Source organism: Asanoa sp. NPDC050611 (genome assembly GCF_040654855.1).
Classification (GTDB): domain Bacteria; phylum Actinomycetota; class Actinomycetes; order Mycobacteriales; family Micromonosporaceae; genus Asanoa.
This window is the reverse complement of record NZ_JBFAIU010000147.1, coordinates 1-17,552: the sequence shown is the minus strand read 5'-3', so window position 1 is coordinate 17,552 and position 17,552 is coordinate 1. Positions and strand designations below refer to the sequence as shown.

The following is a 17,552-nucleotide window of genomic DNA, read 5'->3' as shown; positions in this document are numbered from 1 at the left end:
GGTCGACCGCTACCGGGTAGACCGTGAGCGCGCCGTCGGCCGCGATGTGCAGGCGCAGGAAGCTCTTGATGCCAGCTCGGCGCGCCCGCCGCCGGGCCGTAGGTCTCGTCATAGCCGGCGGCGGCCAGTTGCCGGGTCAGGCCCGGGAACACCCGGTCCGGCCGCCCGCCGCTCACCGGGCCGATGCCGGGCGCGCTCGCCGGGTCGATCGCGGTCTTCACCCAGTAGGCCCGCAGCTGCCCGCTCCCCTTCGGCGCGTAGACCGCGAGCCCGTTGGGCACCGGCCGCTCGGACCCGTCCGACGGCGCGTTCTCCACCCGCACCGCCGGCGCGCCCGGCTCGCGGGCCACCAGCGTCGAGGAGCCGCCGCCGTCGAGGTTGAGCGCGTCGTGCGCGCCGAGGGAGGCCATCAGCCGGCCCAGCTCCGTCAGCGTCACGCCGCGGCTGTCCGCCTGCCGCCCGTCCACGGTCGCCATGATCATTTTCTTGCCGTCCGCGGAGAAGCCGACCGCGGTCCGCGGCTCCGGCGTCACGTCGCCGATGTCCTGCGGCACGCCGTCCTTGACCAGCACCCGGTTGCCGCCGATCGCGGCCGCCACCGCCCGGTCGTCGGAGGGGCGGGCCTGGTAGGTCACCTCGACCGGGTCGCCCGGCCGCAGCCCGGCCAGCGCGTCCGCGCCCGCGTCCCGGCCCAGGAGGACCGTCGTGCCGGCCGGGATCGGGCCCTTGCCCGCGGCCGGCGCCACGCCGGCGACCGTGCCGCCCGTCACCGCCACCTCGGTCACCTTGGTCGCTCCGGCCACCGCGCGGGCCCGGTCGTAGTCACCCCAGAGGGCCGTGAACACGCCGACGCCGCCGGCCTGCACGATGTTGTTGAACTGGGTCAGCGTCACCGGGCCGCCGGGCAGCGCCGCGGTGCCCGCGAAGTAGAACTGCACCACGCGGCCGATCCCGTCCGGCCCGATCGCGACGCCGTCCGGGTGGCCGGCCACCGGCGACTGCACGAGGTCGCCGTCGCGTACGCCGATGCCTTGCGCCGCACCGGACTGGTTGATGTCGAAGAAGTCCCCGTTGACCGCGGCGACGGCGCCGGCCTGGTCGACGACGCCACGCAAGGGCGCGGTCCGGGCGACGGCGCCGGTGTTCACGTAGCCCACGGACAGGCCCGAGCCGCCGAGGTCGGCGGTGAGCGCGTCGGCCCGGATCCAGCCGTTGGCGTCCAGCCGGTCGAACGAGGTCAACTCCAGTCCGGGCGCGACCGGCCGGGTGCGCCGGTCGGTCTCGATCGACGCGTCGGCGACGGCCGGCGCGACCACGGTGGACAGCACCGGATGGGCCGGTGGGGCCGGCGCCGCGGCGGCCGGGGCGGCACCGACCAGCACGGCCAGCAGAGGCAGCAGCAGAGGCGCGACGCGCCGGGGGTATCGACGGGAACCCATGCCGGCGAGCCAACCGGAACTTGGAGGAATTTTCAAGAGATGATTGCGTACGTGAAAGAAAACTTCAGGTGCCCGCGCGTGCAGGTACGACGTGGGGCTGACCGCCGACCGGTAACGTGCGATGGCGTGACCATCCGCGAGTTCGTGGCTGGGCCCGCCGCCGGCAGTGACCTGCTGGCGCTGGGCGAGCCGACGCACGGTGAGCCGGGGTTCGCGTTCGCGCGCAACGAGATCTTCCAGGCCCTGGTCGAGCTGGGGTTCCGCTCGATCGCGCTGGAGTCCGACCGGATCGCGGGGCTGGTCGCGGGCTCGTATGTCCAAGGTTCCGCCGAGACGCTCGACACCGTGCTGGCCGACGGGTTCAGCCACGGCTTCGGGCCGCTGCCGGGCAACCCGGAACTGCTCGACTGGATGCGGTTCTACAACGCCTCGCGGCCGGCCGCGGACCGGGTCACCCTGCACGGCTTCGACGCGCCGCTGGAGATGACGGGAGCACCGAGCCCGCGGCGCTACCTGGCGCACGTGCTGGCCTACCTCGGCGATCATGTCGATCCACCGGCGGACATCGGCGACCTGGTCGGCGCGGACGAGCGGTGGACCGACGCCGAGGCGATCCTGGACCACACGCGCTCGGTCGGGCGCACACCGGAGGCGACCCGGCTGCGGGCGATCGCGGCGGACCTGCGGACGGCGCTCTACGCGCACGCCCCGCAGCTGGTCGCCGGGTCGTCGCTGGCCGAGTGGCGGCGGGCGGACCTGCACGCGGACGTGGCGGCGCGGGTGCTGGGCTACCACGCGGAGGCGGCGGCACCGGCACCGCAGGCGGTGCGCACGTCGCGGCTGCTCGGTGTGCGGGACGCATGGATGGCGCACAACCTGCTGGACATCCGGGCACAGGAGCAACACCGCGGGCCGACGTTCGTGTTCGGCAACAACCGGCACGTCCAACGCCCGCCGAGCACCTGGAACCTGGCCGGAATGGCCCTGAAATGGTCCGGCGCGGGCTCGATCGTCTCAGCCTTGCTCGGCGACCGCTACAGGGTGATCGTCGGCAGCCTGGGCGCGAGCACACCGCTGTCCTTGTCGACACCGCCGCCGGGCACGTTCGAGGCGGCCTTGAGCGCGGCGGCGGACGGGGCGACGCTGTTCGACCGACCGGCCCTGGACGGTGTGCTCTCGGGCTCGTTCACGACACGGACCGACCCAACCCCGGAACAGGGCTACTTCCCCCTGGACGAGGCGATGACCACGACCACCGACGGCATCCTCCACATCCCTGGCTGACGGCTTTCGCGACCGCTGACAGAAGGTGTCAGGGGTGGCGGCTCATGATCGTTTTGTGAATGACTTCGACTTCTTGATCGGCTCGTGGAACGTGGTCAACCGCCGGCTTGCGACCCTGTTCGCCGGCAGTGACGACTGGCAGACGTTTCCCGGCACCTCGACCTGCCAGCAGATCTTCGACGGCGGCGGCAACATCGACGAGATCGTCTTCCCCACGCTCGGCTCCCGCGGCTTCACGCTGCGCCTCTTCGACGTCGAGCGTGCCGAATGGTCCCTCCACTGGGCCAGCAGCCGCACCGGCGTCCTCTTCCCGCCCGTCGTCGGCACCTTCACCGACGGGCGCGGTGACTTCTTCGGGGACGACACCCACGACGGCAAGCCGGTCAGGGCGCACTTCATCTGGTCCGGCATCACCGCCACCTCGGCGCGGTGGGAGCAGGAGTTCTCCGCGGACGGCGGCAGCACCTGGGAGTCCAACTGGGTCATGGAGTTCACCCGCATCGAGGCGGCACGACCGTGACGCCGACCGACGAGACGCTCGCCGCCGTCGGCAACGTCGTCGACGCCGACTACCGCCACGTGGCCAAGCACATCTCGCCCGGCCGCCCGCTCGTCCTGCCGGCCACCTACCTGAAGTGGTACCTCCTGCGGCGCCCGGATCAGGTCATCGATCCCGCGGTCGTCGAGGAGGCGCGCGGCTTCCTCACCGCGCAGGTCGCGGCGGGCGGGCTGGCGATCGCCGGTGACCTGGGCTTCGTCATCCACCACCTCTCGGGCGAACACGTCCACCTCCTGCTGGTGTGCACCTGGCGCGGCAACAACGAGATGTGGGAAACGGTTTACGCCAAGGACGGCGGCGGGTTCGAACCGACCGACCAGACGGCACACCGCGGCGTCATGTGCGTGTGGGAGTTCGGCGCGGTCGCACACGAGCACCAGGCGTGGACCCGCTACCTGCGCTCCGACCGCGACGTCACGGCCAAGCGGGCGTACGCCGAATCCTGTTTCACCGGACCGATCTGACACCAGTGACGCGGACGCGGCCGCGGGCGCTGAAGATCTTGTGACTGAACAGGTCAGGACCGTCGAACTGCGTTACACCGTGACCTCCGACGATCTGGTGGATGCCATCGCGACCCAGCGGCGTGGGGTTCGGCGGGGCTGGCGGGTCGGGTTGTTCCTGATTCCGGTGCTGATCGGGCTCGCCATCGGCCTCGTGCGGTCGAAGGTGTGGGAGACGCCGGCCGAGGGCCTCGTGATCATCGCGGTCGCCTGCCTCGTGATCGCGGTGTTCGGCGTCGGGTTCGGCCTGCTGGTGTTCCGGCTCGTCGTGCGGCCGTTCTACCGCTGGCAGGCCCGTCTCATCCTGCGCGGCAACCCCGCCTTCGCCCAGCCTGTCCGGACCACGGTCACCGACACCGGCATCCACGCGGACAACGGGACCGGCGAGTCGAAGTCGGCCTGGTCCCAATATCCGCTGTACGCCGAGACGGACCGCTCCTTCGTCCTGCTCGCGTCCAAGAGCCTGGGCGCGATGGCGCTGGTGCTGCCGAAACGCGCCCTGGCCGGCGAGGACGCGGCCCACCTGCGGGCGCTGCTCGACACGCACAGCAACCGACGAGCCTGACGTCAGCGCGTGTCAGCGGCGTGTCAGAGCGGTGGCGGGCCGGCCGGCGAAGGTACCCACATGCCAACCTTCGCCAGCCCGCAGCCCGTCACCGCCACCGTCGAGGTCGCCGGCGCCCACGTCCGCGTCACCGCCTCCGAGCGCACCGATACCAGCGTCACCGTCGCTCCGATCGACCAGACCAGCCGCAAGGACGTCAAGGTCGCCGAGAAGACCAAGGTCGAGTACGCCGACGGCCGGCTCTCGGTCAAGACCACCGCCTCCGGGGACAAGGACGGCTCGGTCGCCATCACCATCGACCTGCCCGCCGGCTCCAGCCTCGCCGCCTACCTCGCGCACTCCGACATCCACGCCACCGGAAAGCTGGGTGACAGCGAGTTGCACATGGCCTCCGGCAAGGCCCGGCTCGACCACGTCAACGCCCTGCGGGCCAACATCTCCTCCGGCGAGGTCGCCGTCGACCACGTCGCCGGCACCGCCGACGTCGAGGGCGGCGCCTTCACGATGCGGATCGGCGAGGCGCTCGGGCCGGTCGCGATCGAGAGCTCCGGCGGCCAGGCGTGGATCGGCCACGCCCACGCCGCCTTCAAGCTCAACACCGCCACCTGCGACCTCGACATCGACCGCGCCGACGCCGACGTCACCGCCACCACCGCCAGCGGCGCCATCCGGATCGGCCGGCTGACCCACGGCCAGGCGACCCTGACCAACGCCTCCGGCAACATCGAAGTCGGCATCGCCCCCGGGACCACCGCCTACGTGGCCGCCAAGAGCGAGCGCGGCGCCGTCCGCGACTACGTCTCCGCCGCGAGCAACCCCGACAGCGAGGTCACCGTCCACGCCCGCACCCGCCACGGCGACATCATCATCCGCCCCGCCGCCAACTGATCGGCTGGGGCGGGTGGCCGCCGCAGTGGTGGAAGCGCACGAAGGGCCGACCTGGCGAACCGCGCCGCGGCAACCGGCCCGCCAGCGCGGCGAATTCGCTTGTGGACCCGGCGGTGACCTGTTTGGCTGCGGCCGTGACCGAGGTTCGCACGCAGCGCCTGACCTTGCACCCGATCGACGCGGCCGAGGGTGAGCGCATCACCGCGCGCCGGGCCGGGCCCGGCGACCTCTGGGCCGCCGACTTCCCGTTCGACGGCGACGTCATCGGCGTCACCGCGTTCCTGCGGACCACCGCGGCCCATGGCGACCAACGGCCGTTCGGGCACTACCGGATCACGCGCACGGCCGACGGCCAGGCCATCGGCGGCATCGGCTTCAAAGGCCGACCGCGCGACGGGTGTGTCGAGGTCGGCTACGGACTGGCACCTTCGGCGCGCGGCCTCGGCTATGCGGTCGAGGCGTTGACCGCGCTGCTGACCGTCGCGGCCGCACACGGGGTGTCCCGGGTCGTCGCCGACACCGACCAGGACAACCTCGCCTCGAAACGCACGCTGGAACGTGCGGGTTTCCGGCGAGCAGGCGCCAGCGGCGATCTCGACCGCTACGAGCTGCTGCTCGACGGTCAGGCCGTCAGGGTGGAGACGGCCGCCGCGACGTAGAGGAAGCCGGCGGTCGCCACCGCTACGCCGGCCACCGCCGGGGTCCACGCGGCGATCGCCGACCATCTGCGGGTACGCGCGGCCAGCGCGCCGAAGCCGCGGACCGTGACCACGCCGACCGCGGTCAGCGTCACCGCCATGCCGACCCCGAAGGCCAGCACCAGGATCAGTGCGTCCACCGAGCGGCCGGTGAGCAGACCGCTGACCAGCAATAGGAACGCCGACGGCGACGGCAGCAGGCCGCCCGACAGGGCCAGGGCCACCAGACCGCGACGCGACCACGGATCCGTCGCCTCGTCCGGACCGTGCGAGTGGTCGTGCGAATGGTGATGATGGTGGCGACGCCGGCGGATCTGCCGCCACGCCAGGCGGCCGCCCACCGCGATCACGACCAACCCCGCCGCGACCTGCATCCAGGCCGTGACCGCCTTCGTGCCCATGCTCGCCGAGACGCTCAGGCCCACCCAGAGCAGCGCGAGCACCAACACCGAGAACGTGTGCATCACCGCGACGATCACGCCGAGCCGCAGCGCGTCCCGGTAGCGGCCGTGCGTGCCGACCAGGTACGCCGCCGTGATGGTCTTGCCGTGGCCCGGTGCCACCGCGTGCGCCGCGCCCACGCCCAGGGCGACCAGCAGCAACAGCCAGAAGACCGTGCCGCCGTCGAACAGCGTGATCAGCCGGTTGTCCAGTCCTTCCAGGCCCGTCACGCGGACCGCCGCCGGCGCCGCAGGACGATCGCGACCACCACGCCCGCGACCAGCACGAGAGCCGTGCCGACGGCCAGCGGCAGCACCGCGCCCGGCACCGACGAGCCGTGCAACCGGAGCTCCTGTTCGGGCGAGGTGACCGTGAACAGCGCCTCGGAGTCACCGACCAGCACCGTCCGGTACGCCTCGTTCAGGTCCATCAGCGCCGCGAGCTTGATCCGGACGAGATCGACCTCGACCGGGCACTCGTAGACGATCGTCGCGCCGGCGGCCAGCAGGTCGGTCAGCTCACCCAACTGCCCGGGACAGGTCCGGCCCGACTGGCGGACCGTCATGCGCTCGAGCAGATACTGGTGCACCGCCGACGAGCGTTGCAGTTTCTGCTCGCCCGTCAGGTCGGTGGACGGGTCGTCGAACGCGCCCAGCGACTGGCCGAGCGCCACCCAGTCGTCTTCGGCCGCGTGCCAGACCAGGGTCAGCGACGTGCCGCGCACGGTGACCTTCGCGGTCGACGGCGGGCCGAACGGGTGCGCCGCGGCCGGCGAACCCGCCAGGCCGACGACGGCCAGCGCGACCAGCGCGCCGAACAACAACCGTCTCACGGATGCTCCTCGTGACAAGAGAGCGGTGCGGGCCGGCGGAAGGCCGGCCCGCACCAGGAACAGAACTACTTCTTGACGGTGATCACCGGGCTGAAGATCTGCTGGGTGCGGCTCTCCAGGTAGACGGTGTGGGTGCTGCCACCGGACGCGCTCGACGGCAGGGTGAACGTGTAGTCCAACCGGCCCAGCTCGTCGGCCTTCTTGGTGGCGATCAGGATGCCGGGCTTGCCCTCGGCGGTGCTGGTCTTGCGCAGGTAGATGTCGACCGACTCGTTCGGGTCGTACCCGTAGCCGGTGACGGCCAGCTTGCTGCCCGCCTTCGGCGCGGTGGTGCTGACGATGACGTGCTCACCCGTGGTGGTCTCGGGCGTACGCCACTCGTTGACCGTCCGCTTGCCCTCGTCGTTCTTGCGCACGACCACGCCGTCGAAGTGCTGGCCGTTGGCGTAGCGGGCCTCGTAGGTCAGCGAGTCCGCCTTGACGTCGATCATCTGGTAGAGCTGCGAGTCCTCGGTCTTCGCCATGATGTCCGCGCCGTTGTCGGTCCAGACGGAGCCGTCGACGTCGTACATCTTGCCGCCGGAGACGGAGACGGCGTAGACGGTGCTGTTGTGCACCAGCGCCGACTGCTTCGAGGCGGTGGTGCTGCCCCGGCCGTAGGTGTGGTCGTGACCCTGGAGCACCAGGTCCACGCCGTACTTCTCGAACAGCGGACCCCACTGCGCCCGGACGATCGGGTTGTTGCGGCCCTCGGCGGTCGAGTAGACGGGGTGGTGGAAGGTCACCACGGTCCACTTGTTCGGGTTGTCCTTAAGCAGGCCCTCGAGCCACGCGGTCTGCGCGTCCATGTACTGCGGGATGCTCTGCACGTTGGTGTTCAGCCCGATGAACCGGACGCCCTGGTAGTCGACCGAGTACGCGGTCGAGTCCAGCGCGGCCTCGTTGCCCCACGCCGCCGGACCGTTGTCCGGGTACGGGAACTGCGGCGCCCAGAACGACGACAGGCTGGTGCCGCTGTACTCGTGGTTACCGGTCACCGAGATGTTGTTGACCTGGCCGTCGATGAAGCCGCCGGCCTTGTACCACTGGCCCCACTGCTCCTCGCTGTTCGCGGAGTCGATGAGGTCACCGGCGTTGACGATCACCTTGGCCTGCGGCCGGTCGGCGAACGCCTGGCGGAACACCCGCGGCACGGCGCTGTCGATGTAGTTCTGCGCGTCGCCGTAGTAGATGAACGAGAACGGCTGGAAGCCCTCGGCGGCGGTGGTGAAGTCGATCCACTCGCTCCAGTTGGTGCCGTCGCCGACCCGGTAGGTGTACCGGGTTCCGGGCTTGAGCTCGGTGAACTCCACCGAGTGGTACGTCGAGGCGTACCCCAGCGAGGTGTTGACCGGGGTGTTGGCGAACGCCTTCACGGTGCGCACGGCACCGGCGGCCGGCGCGACGTCGCCGAGGGCCTTCGGCGCCTCGAGGATCTGCGCCTGCGCCCACTCGGCGGACGCCTCGGCGCGCCACGAGACGCGCTGGCTGGTGGCTGGCTTGTCGGTCGGGATCAGGATGACCCGGTCCGGCACCGGGGTCGGCTTGTAGTACTCGGCAGCCGGGAACTTGGTCGGCGCCGCGTCACCGAACGCGGCCGGGCCGAACGCGACACCGCCGGCGAACAGCGCCGCGGCGCCGATCGCCGCGATCGCCGCCCGGCGACGGCCGGCAGTCCAAGGCCTCTTGACCTCACTCAACTTGGTTCCCTCCTCAGGGAATTGGGACACGCGCATTGAGCCAAAGCCGATCGACGGCCACCGGACCTCGACGTTGCCTCCGGATGAACTGAAGAACAGCTGAAAGGCGGCTGGGTAGGCGGTCATCCGGGCGCAGCCGGCCCGACATCCGGCGTTGGCCCGGCAGCCAGCGGGGCCGCCTACGGTCCCGGGGTGCCTGTTATCCGCTGGGTCGGAGTGGCGGCCACGGTGCTGGCACTCGGAACGCTGTTCGCCACGCCGCCGGACGCGCCGGTGAAGAAGACGGACGCCTTCCTCGACGCCGAGACCACCGGTCTGCTCAACATCGAGGCCACCGAGTGCTTCGACGATCCGGAGTACGACCGGATGGCCGACGACCGGGTCGTCGTGTACGTGCCGTGCACGGATGGCGCCGACAACCAGGCGTACGGGTTCGTCCACGCCGCCGACGGCACGTTCGACCGGCCGACCGTGGCGACGTTCGGCTGGGACCGCTGCGGGCATGCGTTCGACAAGTTGTGGCGGGGCACGTCGCGCGAGGGCCTCGACTTCTACCCCGTTCTGCCGACCGCCGAGACCTGGGCGGACGGCGACCGCGTCATCATGTGCGTGGTCTACCGCCCGACCGGCCGGCTGCCGGACTCGGTCCTTCCGCTGGCCGGCCGCTAGCCGTGGAGCTCAGCCTTTTGTGGATCCAAGCGTCAGCCCGGACACGAACTGCCGCTGGAGCACGAAGAACACCAGCAGCGTCGGCAGCGCGACGATGATCGAGCCGGCCGAGAGCAGGTTGTAGTCGGTGAAGAACTCGCCCCGCAGGTTGTTGAGCGAGCTGGTGATCGGGTACTTGTCGCCGTCGGTGATCAGCACGGTCGGCCAGAAGAACTCGTTGTAGATCCAGGTCACCTGCAGCGTGGTCAGCGCGGCCAGCGCCGGCCGCACCAGCGGCAGGGTCAGCGTGAAGAACTGCCGGGTGACCCCGGCGCCGTCGACCTCGGCCGACTCGTACAACTCGTGCGGGATGGTCTTCATGTAGTTGCTGAGGACCAGCGTGCAGAACCCGAGCTGGAACGCCGTGTTGATCAGCACGACGCCGGTGTAGCTGTCGAGCAGCTCCAGCTCGCGGAACGCGCGGTAGACCGGGATCAGCAGCGCCTGCGGCGGCAACAGGTTGGCCGCCACGAAGATGCCCAGCAGCGTGAGGTTGAGCTTGAAGCTGAACCGGGCGAGCACGAACGCCGCGCAGGACGCGAGGAAGAGCGTCGCCAGCACGGCCGGCACGGTGATGTAGATCGAGTTCAGGAACTTCTCGCCGAACTCGGCCCGCTCCCAGGCGTTGACGTAGTTGTCGAACGTGAAGCCGCCGAACGAGAAGTAGCCGTGCGTACCCGTGTAGGCGTAGTCCCGCAGCGAGTTGAACAGGCCCCACAGCAGCGGCACCAGCCAGCCGACCGCCATCACGGCCAGGAACGCGTGCAGGACGAGGCGCGGTTTCATCGGTCATCACCCCTCGTGGTCGCGCGCAGGTGGACGACGACGTAGACCGACGAGATCAGCAGCATGATCGTCGCGAGCGCCGAGCCGAACCCGATCCGGCTGGCCTCGCCGATGATGTTCTGCGCCACGAGCGCCGCGATCACCTCGAGCCCGTTGCGGCCCTTGTTGACGATCCAGACGATGTCGAACGCGCGCAGCGACTCGATGATCGTGATCACGAGGACGATCAGGTTGATCGGGCGCATGACGGGGAAGACGACGGAGAAGAACGCCCGCGGCTCGCTGGCACCGTCCACTTTGGCGGCTTCGCGCAGGCCCGGGTCGACCGCCTTCAGGCCGGCGAGGTAGATCAGCATGATGTAGCCGGTGTGCTTCCAGGCGGTGGCCACCAGCACGGCCCACAGGTTGACGTTCGGGTCGCCGTACCAGTCGACCTGTGTCCCGAGCACCGCGTTGAGCAGGCCCTGGTCGCGGGAGTAGATGAGCTGCCAGATGAAGCCCGTCAGCGCCAGCGACAGGATGACCGGCAGGTAGAACGCGGTCTGGTAGAACCGGCTGCCGCGGATCTCCTTGTCGAGCAGCACGGCGAGGAACATCCCGAGCGGCGTCGGGATCAGGAACAGGAAGCCGACCCAGATCAGGTTGTGCCAGATCGCCGGCCAGAACGGCGGGTAGATCGTGGTGATGTTCTTGTAGTTCTCGAAGCCGATCCAGTCGATCGCGCTCAGGCCGCCGAAGCCCTCCCACCGGGAGAACGACAGGGCGACCGAGGCCAGCGCCGGCAACCAGACCAGCAGGATCACGAACAGCAGCGGTACGCCGATCATCAGCACGACGACGACCCGGTCGCGCACCGTCAGCCGTCTCGGGCTACGCATCGGGCACCTCCATAGATCGACCCCCTTGCATGATCGTAACCGCCAATATTTACTGACGTAACGTTGTAGCGGCACGAAGATTGGTGCTGATCATGCGTAAGCCGCTGTTCTTCACGGTCGCCATGATCTTGGGTGTGGCCGTGCTGGTGATCCCCACGCCAAGCGTGGCCGCGACTCCCGTCGTGCCGATCACGGCACCACCGATGGGCTGGAACAGCTGGAACAGGTTCGGGTGCGACATTGACGAGAGCCTGATCCGGCAGACCGCCGACGCGATCGTCGCGAACAACCTCGACGACCTCGGCTACCGCTACGTCAACATCGACGACTGCTGGATGGCGTCCACCCGCGACGCACAGGGCCGGCTCCAGCCGCACCCGACGCGGTTCCCGTCCGGGATCAAGGCGCTGGCCGACTACGTGCACGCCCGGGGGCTCAAGCTCGGCATCTACGAGTCCGCCGGCACCGCGACCTGTCAGGGGCTGCCCGGCAGCCTCGACCACGAGGTGGTCGACGCCAACACGTTCGCCGCCTGGGAGGTCGACCTCCTCAAGTACGACAACTGCAACAACCAGGGCCGGCCCGACGCGCAGCGCTACCAGGCGATGGGCGACGCGCTCAAGGCGTCCGGGCGGGCGATCGTCTACAGCATCTGCAACTGGGGCCTCGCCGAGCCGTGGCTGTTCGGCCCGCGGGTCGGCGGCAGCCTGTGGCGCACCACCGGCGACATCACCGACACCTGGGGCAGCGTGCTCTCCCTGCTCGACCAGCAGGTCGGGCTCGAGCCGTTCGCCCGCAACACCGGCTTCAACGACCCCGACATGCTCGAAGTCGGCAACGGCGGCATGACCGCGACCGAATACACGGCCCACTTCAGCCTCTGGGCCCTGCTCAACGCTCCCCTGCTGCTCGGCAACGACCTTCGGACGATGTCGGCGCAGACGCTGTCGATCATCCGAAACGCCGACGTGATCGCGGTCAACCAGGACTGGGGCGGGTCGCAGGGCCGCAAGGTGCGCGACTTCGGCGAGACCGAGGTCTGGGTCAAGCCGATGAGCGACGGCGGCGCGGCGGTCGTGCTCTTCAACCGCACCGCCGCGACCGCGACGATCACCACCTCCGCCGCCGAGGTCGGCCTCGGTGGCTCCACCGCGTACGCGCTGCGCAACCTCTGGACCGGCGCCACCTCGACCTCGACCGGGGCGATCTCCGCGAGTGTGCCCGCACACGGCGTCGCGATGTTCCGGGTCAACCGGTCCGGCTCGCCGGCCGCCGCACCCGCGGCCGGGACGCACCAGGTCGGTGACGTGGCCTGGCTGGCGTCGAGCAACTTCTGGGGGCCGGCCGAGCGCAACCGGGCCAACGGCGAGCAGGCCGCCGGCGACGGCGGCACGCTGACCATCAACGGCACGACGTACGCGAAGGGCGTCGGCGCACACGCGGACAGCGCCGTGCACCTCTACCTCGGTCGCGCCTGCCCGCTGTTCTCCGCGTCCGTCGGGGTCGACGACGAGGTGAGCAACGCCGCCGCGTCGGTGCGCTTCCAGGTGTACGGCGACGGCCGGCTGCTCGCGTACAGCCCGGTCAAGCGGGCCGCCGACGGACCGACCCAGCTGCGCGTGGCCACCGGCGGATACACCACATTGGAGCTGCGCGTCACCGACGCCCGCGACAGCGCCAACTACGACCACGCCGACTGGGGTGGCGCGACGCTGACCTGCACGGCACCCGGCACCGGCTCGTCGCCCGCGTTCAGCGGCACCAACGGCTGGGGGCCGGCGGAGCGCGACCAGTCCAACGGCGAGCAGGCCGCCGGCGACGGCGGCGTGGTCACCGTCGGCGGGGTCGGCTACGTCCGCGGCATCGGCACGCACGCCCCCGGTGACCTGACCGTCAACCTCAACGGCGCCTGCGAGCGGTTCACCGCGGTCGCCGGCATCGACGCCGAGGTCAGCTCGGCCACCGCCCGCGTGGTCTTCACGGTGCTCGCCGACGGCTCGACGCTCTTCACCAGCCCGGCGGTGACAGCGGCGTCCGGCCCGGTGGCGATCGACCTCGACGTGACCGGCCGCGGCGCGCTGCGCCTCGTGGTCGGCGACGGCGGCAACGGCATCGACTACGACCACGCCGACTGGGCCGACGCCCGCCTGCTCTGCTGATTCTCTTCGCCCCTTTTGGAGGAACGGATGAACCAGGTCTCACCCGCACCAGCGCTGTTCGGTATGCCCGTACCCCGGCGATCCGTGCTCCTCGGCGCCGCCGCCCTCGCGGCCGCCCCCGCGCTCGCCGCCTGTGGCGACGACGACGACGGCGGCAGCGGAGACGCCGGCGGCGGCGAGGTGACGTTCGGCTCCAACGAGGTCGGCTCGACCTTCGCCAAGCAGCGGCAGGCGTTCGTGGCCGATTTCCAGGCCAAGAACGCCGGCTACACGGTCAAGCTCAACGAGATCGACCACAACACGTTCCAGGAGAACATCAACAACTACCTGCAGGGCAACCCGGACGACGTGTTCTCCTGGTTCGCCGGCTACCGCATGCGGTTCTTCGCCCGGCGCGGCCTGATCGGCGACATCAGCGACGTCTGGCCGCTCGACGGTGTGAATGAATCGTTCAAGACCGCCTCGACCGGCGACGACGGCAAGCAGTACTTCGTGCCGCAGTCGTACTACCCGTGGGCGATGTTCTACCGCAAGAGCGTCTGGGCCGAGCGCGGCTACGCGGTGCCCACGACGTTCGACGAGCTGGTCACGCTGGCCGGCAAGATGAGGTCCGACGGGCTGGTGCCGATCAGCTTCGCCGACAAGGACGGCTGGCCGGCGATGGGCACGTTCGACATCCTCAACCTGCGGGTCAACGGCTACCAGTTCCACATCGACCTGATGGCCGGCAAGGGCTCCTGGGAGAGCGCCGAGGTGAGGAAGGTCTTCGACACCTGGGCGCAGTTCCTGCCGCTGCACGCGACCGACTCGCTCGGCCGCACCTGGCAGGAGGCGGCGCAGGCGCTGCAGCAGAAGAAGGCCGGCATGTACCTGCTCGGCACGTTCCTGCTCGACCAGTTCCCGCAGAACGAGCGCGAGGACGTCGACCTGTTCAACTTCCCGGCGATCGACCCGGCGATCGGCGCGGACGCCATCGACGCCCCGATCGACGGCTTCTGCATGAGCGCGGAGCCCAAGAACAAGGGCGGCGCCAAGAAGCTGCTGGCCTACCTGGCGAGCCCGGCGGCGGCGGCCGAGGCGAGCAAGCTCGGCGAGCCGTTCATCTCGTCGAACACCAAGGCGGACACGAGCGCCTACAGCAGCATCCAGAAGAAGTCGGCGGAGCTGGTCGGCAGCGCGAAGAACATCGCCCAGTTCCTCGACCGCGACACCCGGCCGGACTTCGCGTCCACGGTGATCATCCCGGCGCTGCAGGAGTTCATCAAGAAGCCGGGTGACGCCGCCCGCATCCTGAAGAGCATCGAGAGCCAGAAGAAGACGATCTTCGTGGACTAGCTTTCAGTCCACCGCGTAGTAGACCGCCTCGTGCAGGTCGGTCGGCGGGTTGAGGATCGTCGCGGTCGGGACCCCGATCCAGACATCCGTCGTACGCACGACGCGGTGCAGGGTTCTGGCTCCCTCGGGCGCGGTGGAGGGCCGGACGACCACGACCGGTCGCCCGACCTCCACGCGGTAGACGAACGCGTCGATCCGCCGGACGTCGGCGAGCGACAGGTGACGGTAGAGCTCGTCCGTCGCCGCCGGCCGGCCCCGGTTCGCCGCCGGGCCGGCGACGACGCGGGCGAACAGGCCGCGCGCGAGTTCGTCGATCTCGTCCGCGGGTAGTGCGGCGAGCGCGGGCCGGGCCCCGTCCGGCCGGGGGTGGGGTTCCGGCGCGAGTTCGAGCGCGACTGCGGCTTCGGGTTCGAATTCGGGCTCGGCTCCGGCGTCGGGTCCGGCCTGCCCTGCTGGTGCGGCCGTTCCCGTGGGCTCGGGCCCGGGCCCACGCTCGGGCTCTGGGTCGGGCTCCGCCGTGCGTAAGGGCTCGGGCTCCGGGTCGGGCAGAGTGAGCTTGAGCCGCCGGGCGATGTCGGCCAGACCGCTGTCCGGCAGGTCGGTGAGCATCACCCGGCGGTGCACCGTCGGGAGTGGATCCTCGTCGGCCTGGTCGCCCTGCCACTCTTGCGGAGACTCCGGAACCTCGTGCACGGATCGTGGCCCCTTCCCTACGGAGACATCGCTGTCCACCGTAGAGCGTCACCCCGGCCCGGCACGACGGACGAGATGTGCGGCATCGCCCTATCGGGTAAGCAGTTCACGCAACAGTTTGACGATTTCGGCGGGCGCCTCCTCGGCCATGAAGTGACCCGCCGTCGTGGTGCGGTGCACCAGATCCGGCGCCCACGCCCGCCACAGCCCGGCCGCGTCGTAGCCGAGGGCGGCGCCCCAGTCCTGCTGGACGACCGTGACCGGCATGGCCAGGCGGCGGCCGACGGCCCGGTCGGCCCGGTCGTGCTCGACGTCGATGCCCGCCGACGCCCGGTAGTCCGCCACGATCGACGGCACCGCGGCGCGGGAGGCCTCGAGGTAGGCGGTGCGGACCTCGGGCGGGAACGCCGTCGGGTTGTTGGCCCAGCCGTCGAGGAACGAGCCGAAGAACGCGTCGGCGCTGGCCTCGATCATCCGCTCCGGGAGGCCGGGCGGCTGGGCCATGAGATACAGGTGGTACGCGACGGCCGCGTCCACCCCGTGCAGGACGTCCCACATGTCCAGCGTCGGCAGCACGTCGAGCAGCGCCAGGTGGGTGACGGTGTCCGGGTGGTCGAGGCCGGCGCGGAACGCGACCAGCGCGCCCCGGTCGTGCCCGGCGAGCGCGAACCGCTCGTGGCCCAGCGCCCGCGCCAGAGCGACGACGTCGGCGGCCATGGTCCGCTTCGAATAGGTGTCGGCGTCGCCGGCGACCGGCTTGTCGCTGGCGCCGTAGCCGCGCAGGTCCGGGCAGATCACGGTGTGGTCGGCGGCCAGGTCGGCGGCGACGTGCCGCCACATCAGATGGGTCTGCGGAAAGCCGTGCAACAGCACGACCGGGCGCCCCGCACCACCCACGGCGGCGTTGATCGTGACGTCGCCGCCGATCGGGACACGGCGCTCGTCGAAACCCTCGATCATGTTCTGTTCCCTTCGTGGTCGATCACCGCCAGCGTGCCGATCGCGGATGAGCAACCGATGAGCGCGATACGTTGACCTGCGTGCCTGTTCGAATCGGCGTCCTGGGGCCGGTGGTCGCGTGGGCCCCGGACGGCGCGGTGGTCGACCTGCGTGGCCCCCGCCACCGGGCGGTGCTGGCCCGCCTGGTCGCCGCCGGCGGCCGGGTCGTGCCGGTGGAACGCCTGGTCGACGACCTGTGGCCGGACCCGCCCGCCGGGGCGGTGAGCGCGCTGCGCACGTTCGTGGCCGCGCTGCGCCGCGCGCTGGAACCGGACCGCCCGCCCCGCGCGCCGGCGCGGGTGCTGGTCACCGAGGGCCCGGGCTACGCGCTGCGGTCGCCGCCGGACGCGGTCGACGCCTGGCGCTTCGAGGCGGCGGTCGCGGCGGGCACCGGCCTGGCGGAGGCGCTGGGCTGGTGGCGCGGTCCGGCGTACGCCGGCCTCGACGAGCCGTGGGCCACCGCCGAGCGGGCGCGCCTGGAGGAGCTGCGCCTGCAGGCGGTCGAGCGGCACGCCGCCACGCTGCTGGCCGCGGGCCGCGCCGCGGAGGCGGTGCCGGAACTGGACACCCACGCCGCGAACCACCCGTGGCGGGAGACCGCGTGGCGACTGCTGGCGGAGGCGCTGTGGCGGGCCAACCGCCAAGGCGACGCGCTGGCGGTGCTGCGCCGGGCCCGCGACCTGCTGCGGGAACAGCTCGGTGTGGACCCGGGCCCGGAGCTGCGCCGCCTCGAAGCGGACATCTTGCGCCCGCCGGACGATTCCTGGTCGGATGCGGCGGCGGCCTACGACCGGGTCGTCACGGCCGGCACCCCGGCACGCCTGGAGTCGACGGTCGACCTGCTCCGCGGCCTGGCGGTCGGCGGCGGCCTGGCCGCTGCCCAGTCGCAGCGCCTGGCCACGATCGAGGCCGCGGAACGCCTCGGCGACCCGGAACTGACGGCGCGGGTGATCAGACCGCGACAGCTACGAGGGTCACCGCATAACGGTATCGGGACGGGCAGTCCGTCCCCGCGTGATTCGCGCCCCGGTCTCCGTATGGTCACG

At 70.9% G+C, this 17,552-nt stretch carries 18 protein-coding genes; 10 read left to right on the top strand and 8 right to left on the bottom strand.

From position 1 onward, the window contains the following. The coding region (locus tag AB0H87_RS22440; protein WP_360148722.1) for a phosphodiester glycosidase family protein at nt 1-1,439 on the bottom strand (1,439 nt) is incomplete at its 3' end. 126 nt (nt 1,440-1,565) lie between these two features. On the opposite strand from AB0H87_RS22440, the gene AB0H87_RS22435 reads away from it, so the two are divergent. The 6 genes from AB0H87_RS22435 to AB0H87_RS22410 all read left to right on the top strand — a co-directional run bounded on the left by AB0H87_RS22435 (nt 1,566) and on the right by AB0H87_RS22410 (nt 5,897). Continuing rightward, the gene (locus AB0H87_RS22435; RefSeq protein ID WP_360148719.1) at nt 1,566-2,723 is read left to right on the top strand and encodes an erythromycin esterase family protein; all 1,158 of its coding nucleotides are present in this window, start codon (nt 1,566-1,568) and stop codon (nt 2,721-2,723) included. A 55-nt stretch (nt 2,724-2,778) separates the two neighbouring features. Then, nucleotides 2,779-3,243, top strand: coding sequence for a hypothetical protein (locus AB0H87_RS22430; protein ID WP_360148716.1), 465 nt, complete (start codon nt 2,779-2,781; stop codon nt 3,241-3,243). After that, on the top strand, nt 3,240-3,746 hold the full coding sequence (locus tag AB0H87_RS22425; RefSeq protein ID WP_360148713.1) for a hypothetical protein: 507 nt from the start codon (nt 3,240-3,242) through the stop codon (nt 3,744-3,746). The genes AB0H87_RS22430 and AB0H87_RS22425 overlap by 4 nt, the downstream gene beginning before the upstream one ends. 79 nt (nt 3,747-3,825) lie before the next feature. Beyond that, nucleotides 3,826-4,350 (top strand): YcxB family protein, encoded by a 525-nt coding sequence (locus AB0H87_RS22420; RefSeq protein WP_360148710.1) that lies wholly within the window; start codon nt 3,826-3,828, stop codon nt 4,348-4,350. Nucleotides 4,351-4,410: 60 nt separating this feature from the next. Then, entirely contained in the window at nt 4,411-5,238 is an 828-nt protein-coding gene (locus tag AB0H87_RS22415; protein WP_360148707.1) for a DUF4097 family beta strand repeat-containing protein, read from the top strand. Between the two features lie 134 nt (nt 5,239-5,372). After that, nucleotides 5,373-5,897, top strand: a complete 525-nt coding sequence (locus tag AB0H87_RS22410; protein WP_360148704.1) for a GNAT family N-acetyltransferase — start codon at nt 5,373-5,375, stop codon at nt 5,895-5,897. Here the strand turns inward: AB0H87_RS22410 and AB0H87_RS22405 are convergent. From AB0H87_RS22405 to AB0H87_RS22395, 3 genes are all read right to left on the bottom strand, one after another. Next, nucleotides 5,861-6,607 (bottom strand): sulfite exporter TauE/SafE family protein, encoded by a 747-nt coding sequence (locus tag AB0H87_RS22405; protein ID WP_360148701.1) that lies wholly within the window; start codon nt 6,605-6,607, stop codon nt 5,861-5,863. The genes AB0H87_RS22410 and AB0H87_RS22405 overlap by 37 nt on opposite strands. Continuing rightward, the gene (locus AB0H87_RS22400; protein ID WP_360148698.1) at nt 6,604-7,209 is read right to left on the bottom strand and encodes a hypothetical protein; all 606 of its coding nucleotides are present in this window, start codon (nt 7,207-7,209) and stop codon (nt 6,604-6,606) included. The genes AB0H87_RS22405 and AB0H87_RS22400 overlap by 4 nt, the downstream gene beginning before the upstream one ends. Before the next feature lie 65 nt (nt 7,210-7,274). Continuing rightward, nucleotides 7,275-8,948, bottom strand: a complete 1,674-nt coding sequence (locus AB0H87_RS22395; protein WP_360148695.1) for a metallophosphoesterase family protein — start codon at nt 8,946-8,948, stop codon at nt 7,275-7,277. A 192-nt stretch (nt 8,949-9,140) separates the two neighbouring features. On the opposite strand from AB0H87_RS22395, the gene AB0H87_RS22390 reads away from it, so the two are divergent. Further along, complete coding sequence (locus tag AB0H87_RS22390) at nt 9,141-9,617, top strand: hypothetical protein (RefSeq protein WP_360148692.1); 477 nt, start codon at nt 9,141-9,143, stop codon at nt 9,615-9,617. Nucleotides 9,618-9,626: 9 nt separating this feature from the next. Here AB0H87_RS22390 and AB0H87_RS22385 read toward each other — a convergent pair whose 3' ends face one another. Further along, a complete protein-coding gene (locus tag AB0H87_RS22385) occupies nt 9,627-10,442 on the bottom strand; it encodes a carbohydrate ABC transporter permease (RefSeq protein ID WP_360148690.1) in 816 nt (271 codons plus the stop codon). Then, a complete protein-coding gene (locus AB0H87_RS22380; RefSeq protein ID WP_360148687.1) occupies nt 10,439-11,320 on the bottom strand; it encodes a sugar ABC transporter permease in 882 nt (293 codons plus the stop codon). Before AB0H87_RS22380 ends, AB0H87_RS22385 begins: the two co-directional genes overlap by 4 nt. Before the next feature lie 92 nt (nt 11,321-11,412). On the opposite strand from AB0H87_RS22380, the gene AB0H87_RS22375 reads away from it, so the two are divergent. Both AB0H87_RS22375 and AB0H87_RS22370 read left to right on the top strand, forming a co-directional pair. Then, nucleotides 11,413-13,479, top strand: coding sequence for an NPCBM/NEW2 domain-containing protein (locus AB0H87_RS22375; RefSeq protein WP_360148684.1), 2,067 nt, complete (start codon nt 11,413-11,415; stop codon nt 13,477-13,479). Between the two features lie 27 nt (nt 13,480-13,506). Continuing rightward, nucleotides 13,507-14,814 carry an ABC transporter substrate-binding protein gene (locus AB0H87_RS22370; RefSeq protein ID WP_360148681.1) on the top strand — a complete coding sequence of 436 codons (1,308 nt, stop codon included), beginning with the start codon at nt 13,507-13,509 and terminating at the stop codon, nt 14,812-14,814. Between the two features lie 3 nt (nt 14,815-14,817). Here AB0H87_RS22370 and AB0H87_RS22365 read toward each other — a convergent pair whose 3' ends face one another. Next, complete coding sequence (locus AB0H87_RS22365) at nt 14,818-15,507, bottom strand: hypothetical protein (RefSeq protein ID WP_360148677.1); 690 nt, start codon at nt 15,505-15,507, stop codon at nt 14,818-14,820. Between the two features lie 90 nt (nt 15,508-15,597). Continuing rightward, on the bottom strand, nt 15,598-16,467 hold the full coding sequence (locus AB0H87_RS22360; RefSeq protein ID WP_360148674.1) for an alpha/beta hydrolase: 870 nt from the start codon (nt 16,465-16,467) through the stop codon (nt 15,598-15,600). 80 nt (nt 16,468-16,547) lie between these two features. Here AB0H87_RS22360 and AB0H87_RS22355 point away from each other — a divergent pair. Then, the coding region (locus AB0H87_RS22355; RefSeq protein ID WP_360148671.1) for a BTAD domain-containing putative transcriptional regulator at nt 16,548-17,552 on the top strand (1,005 nt) is incomplete at its 3' end.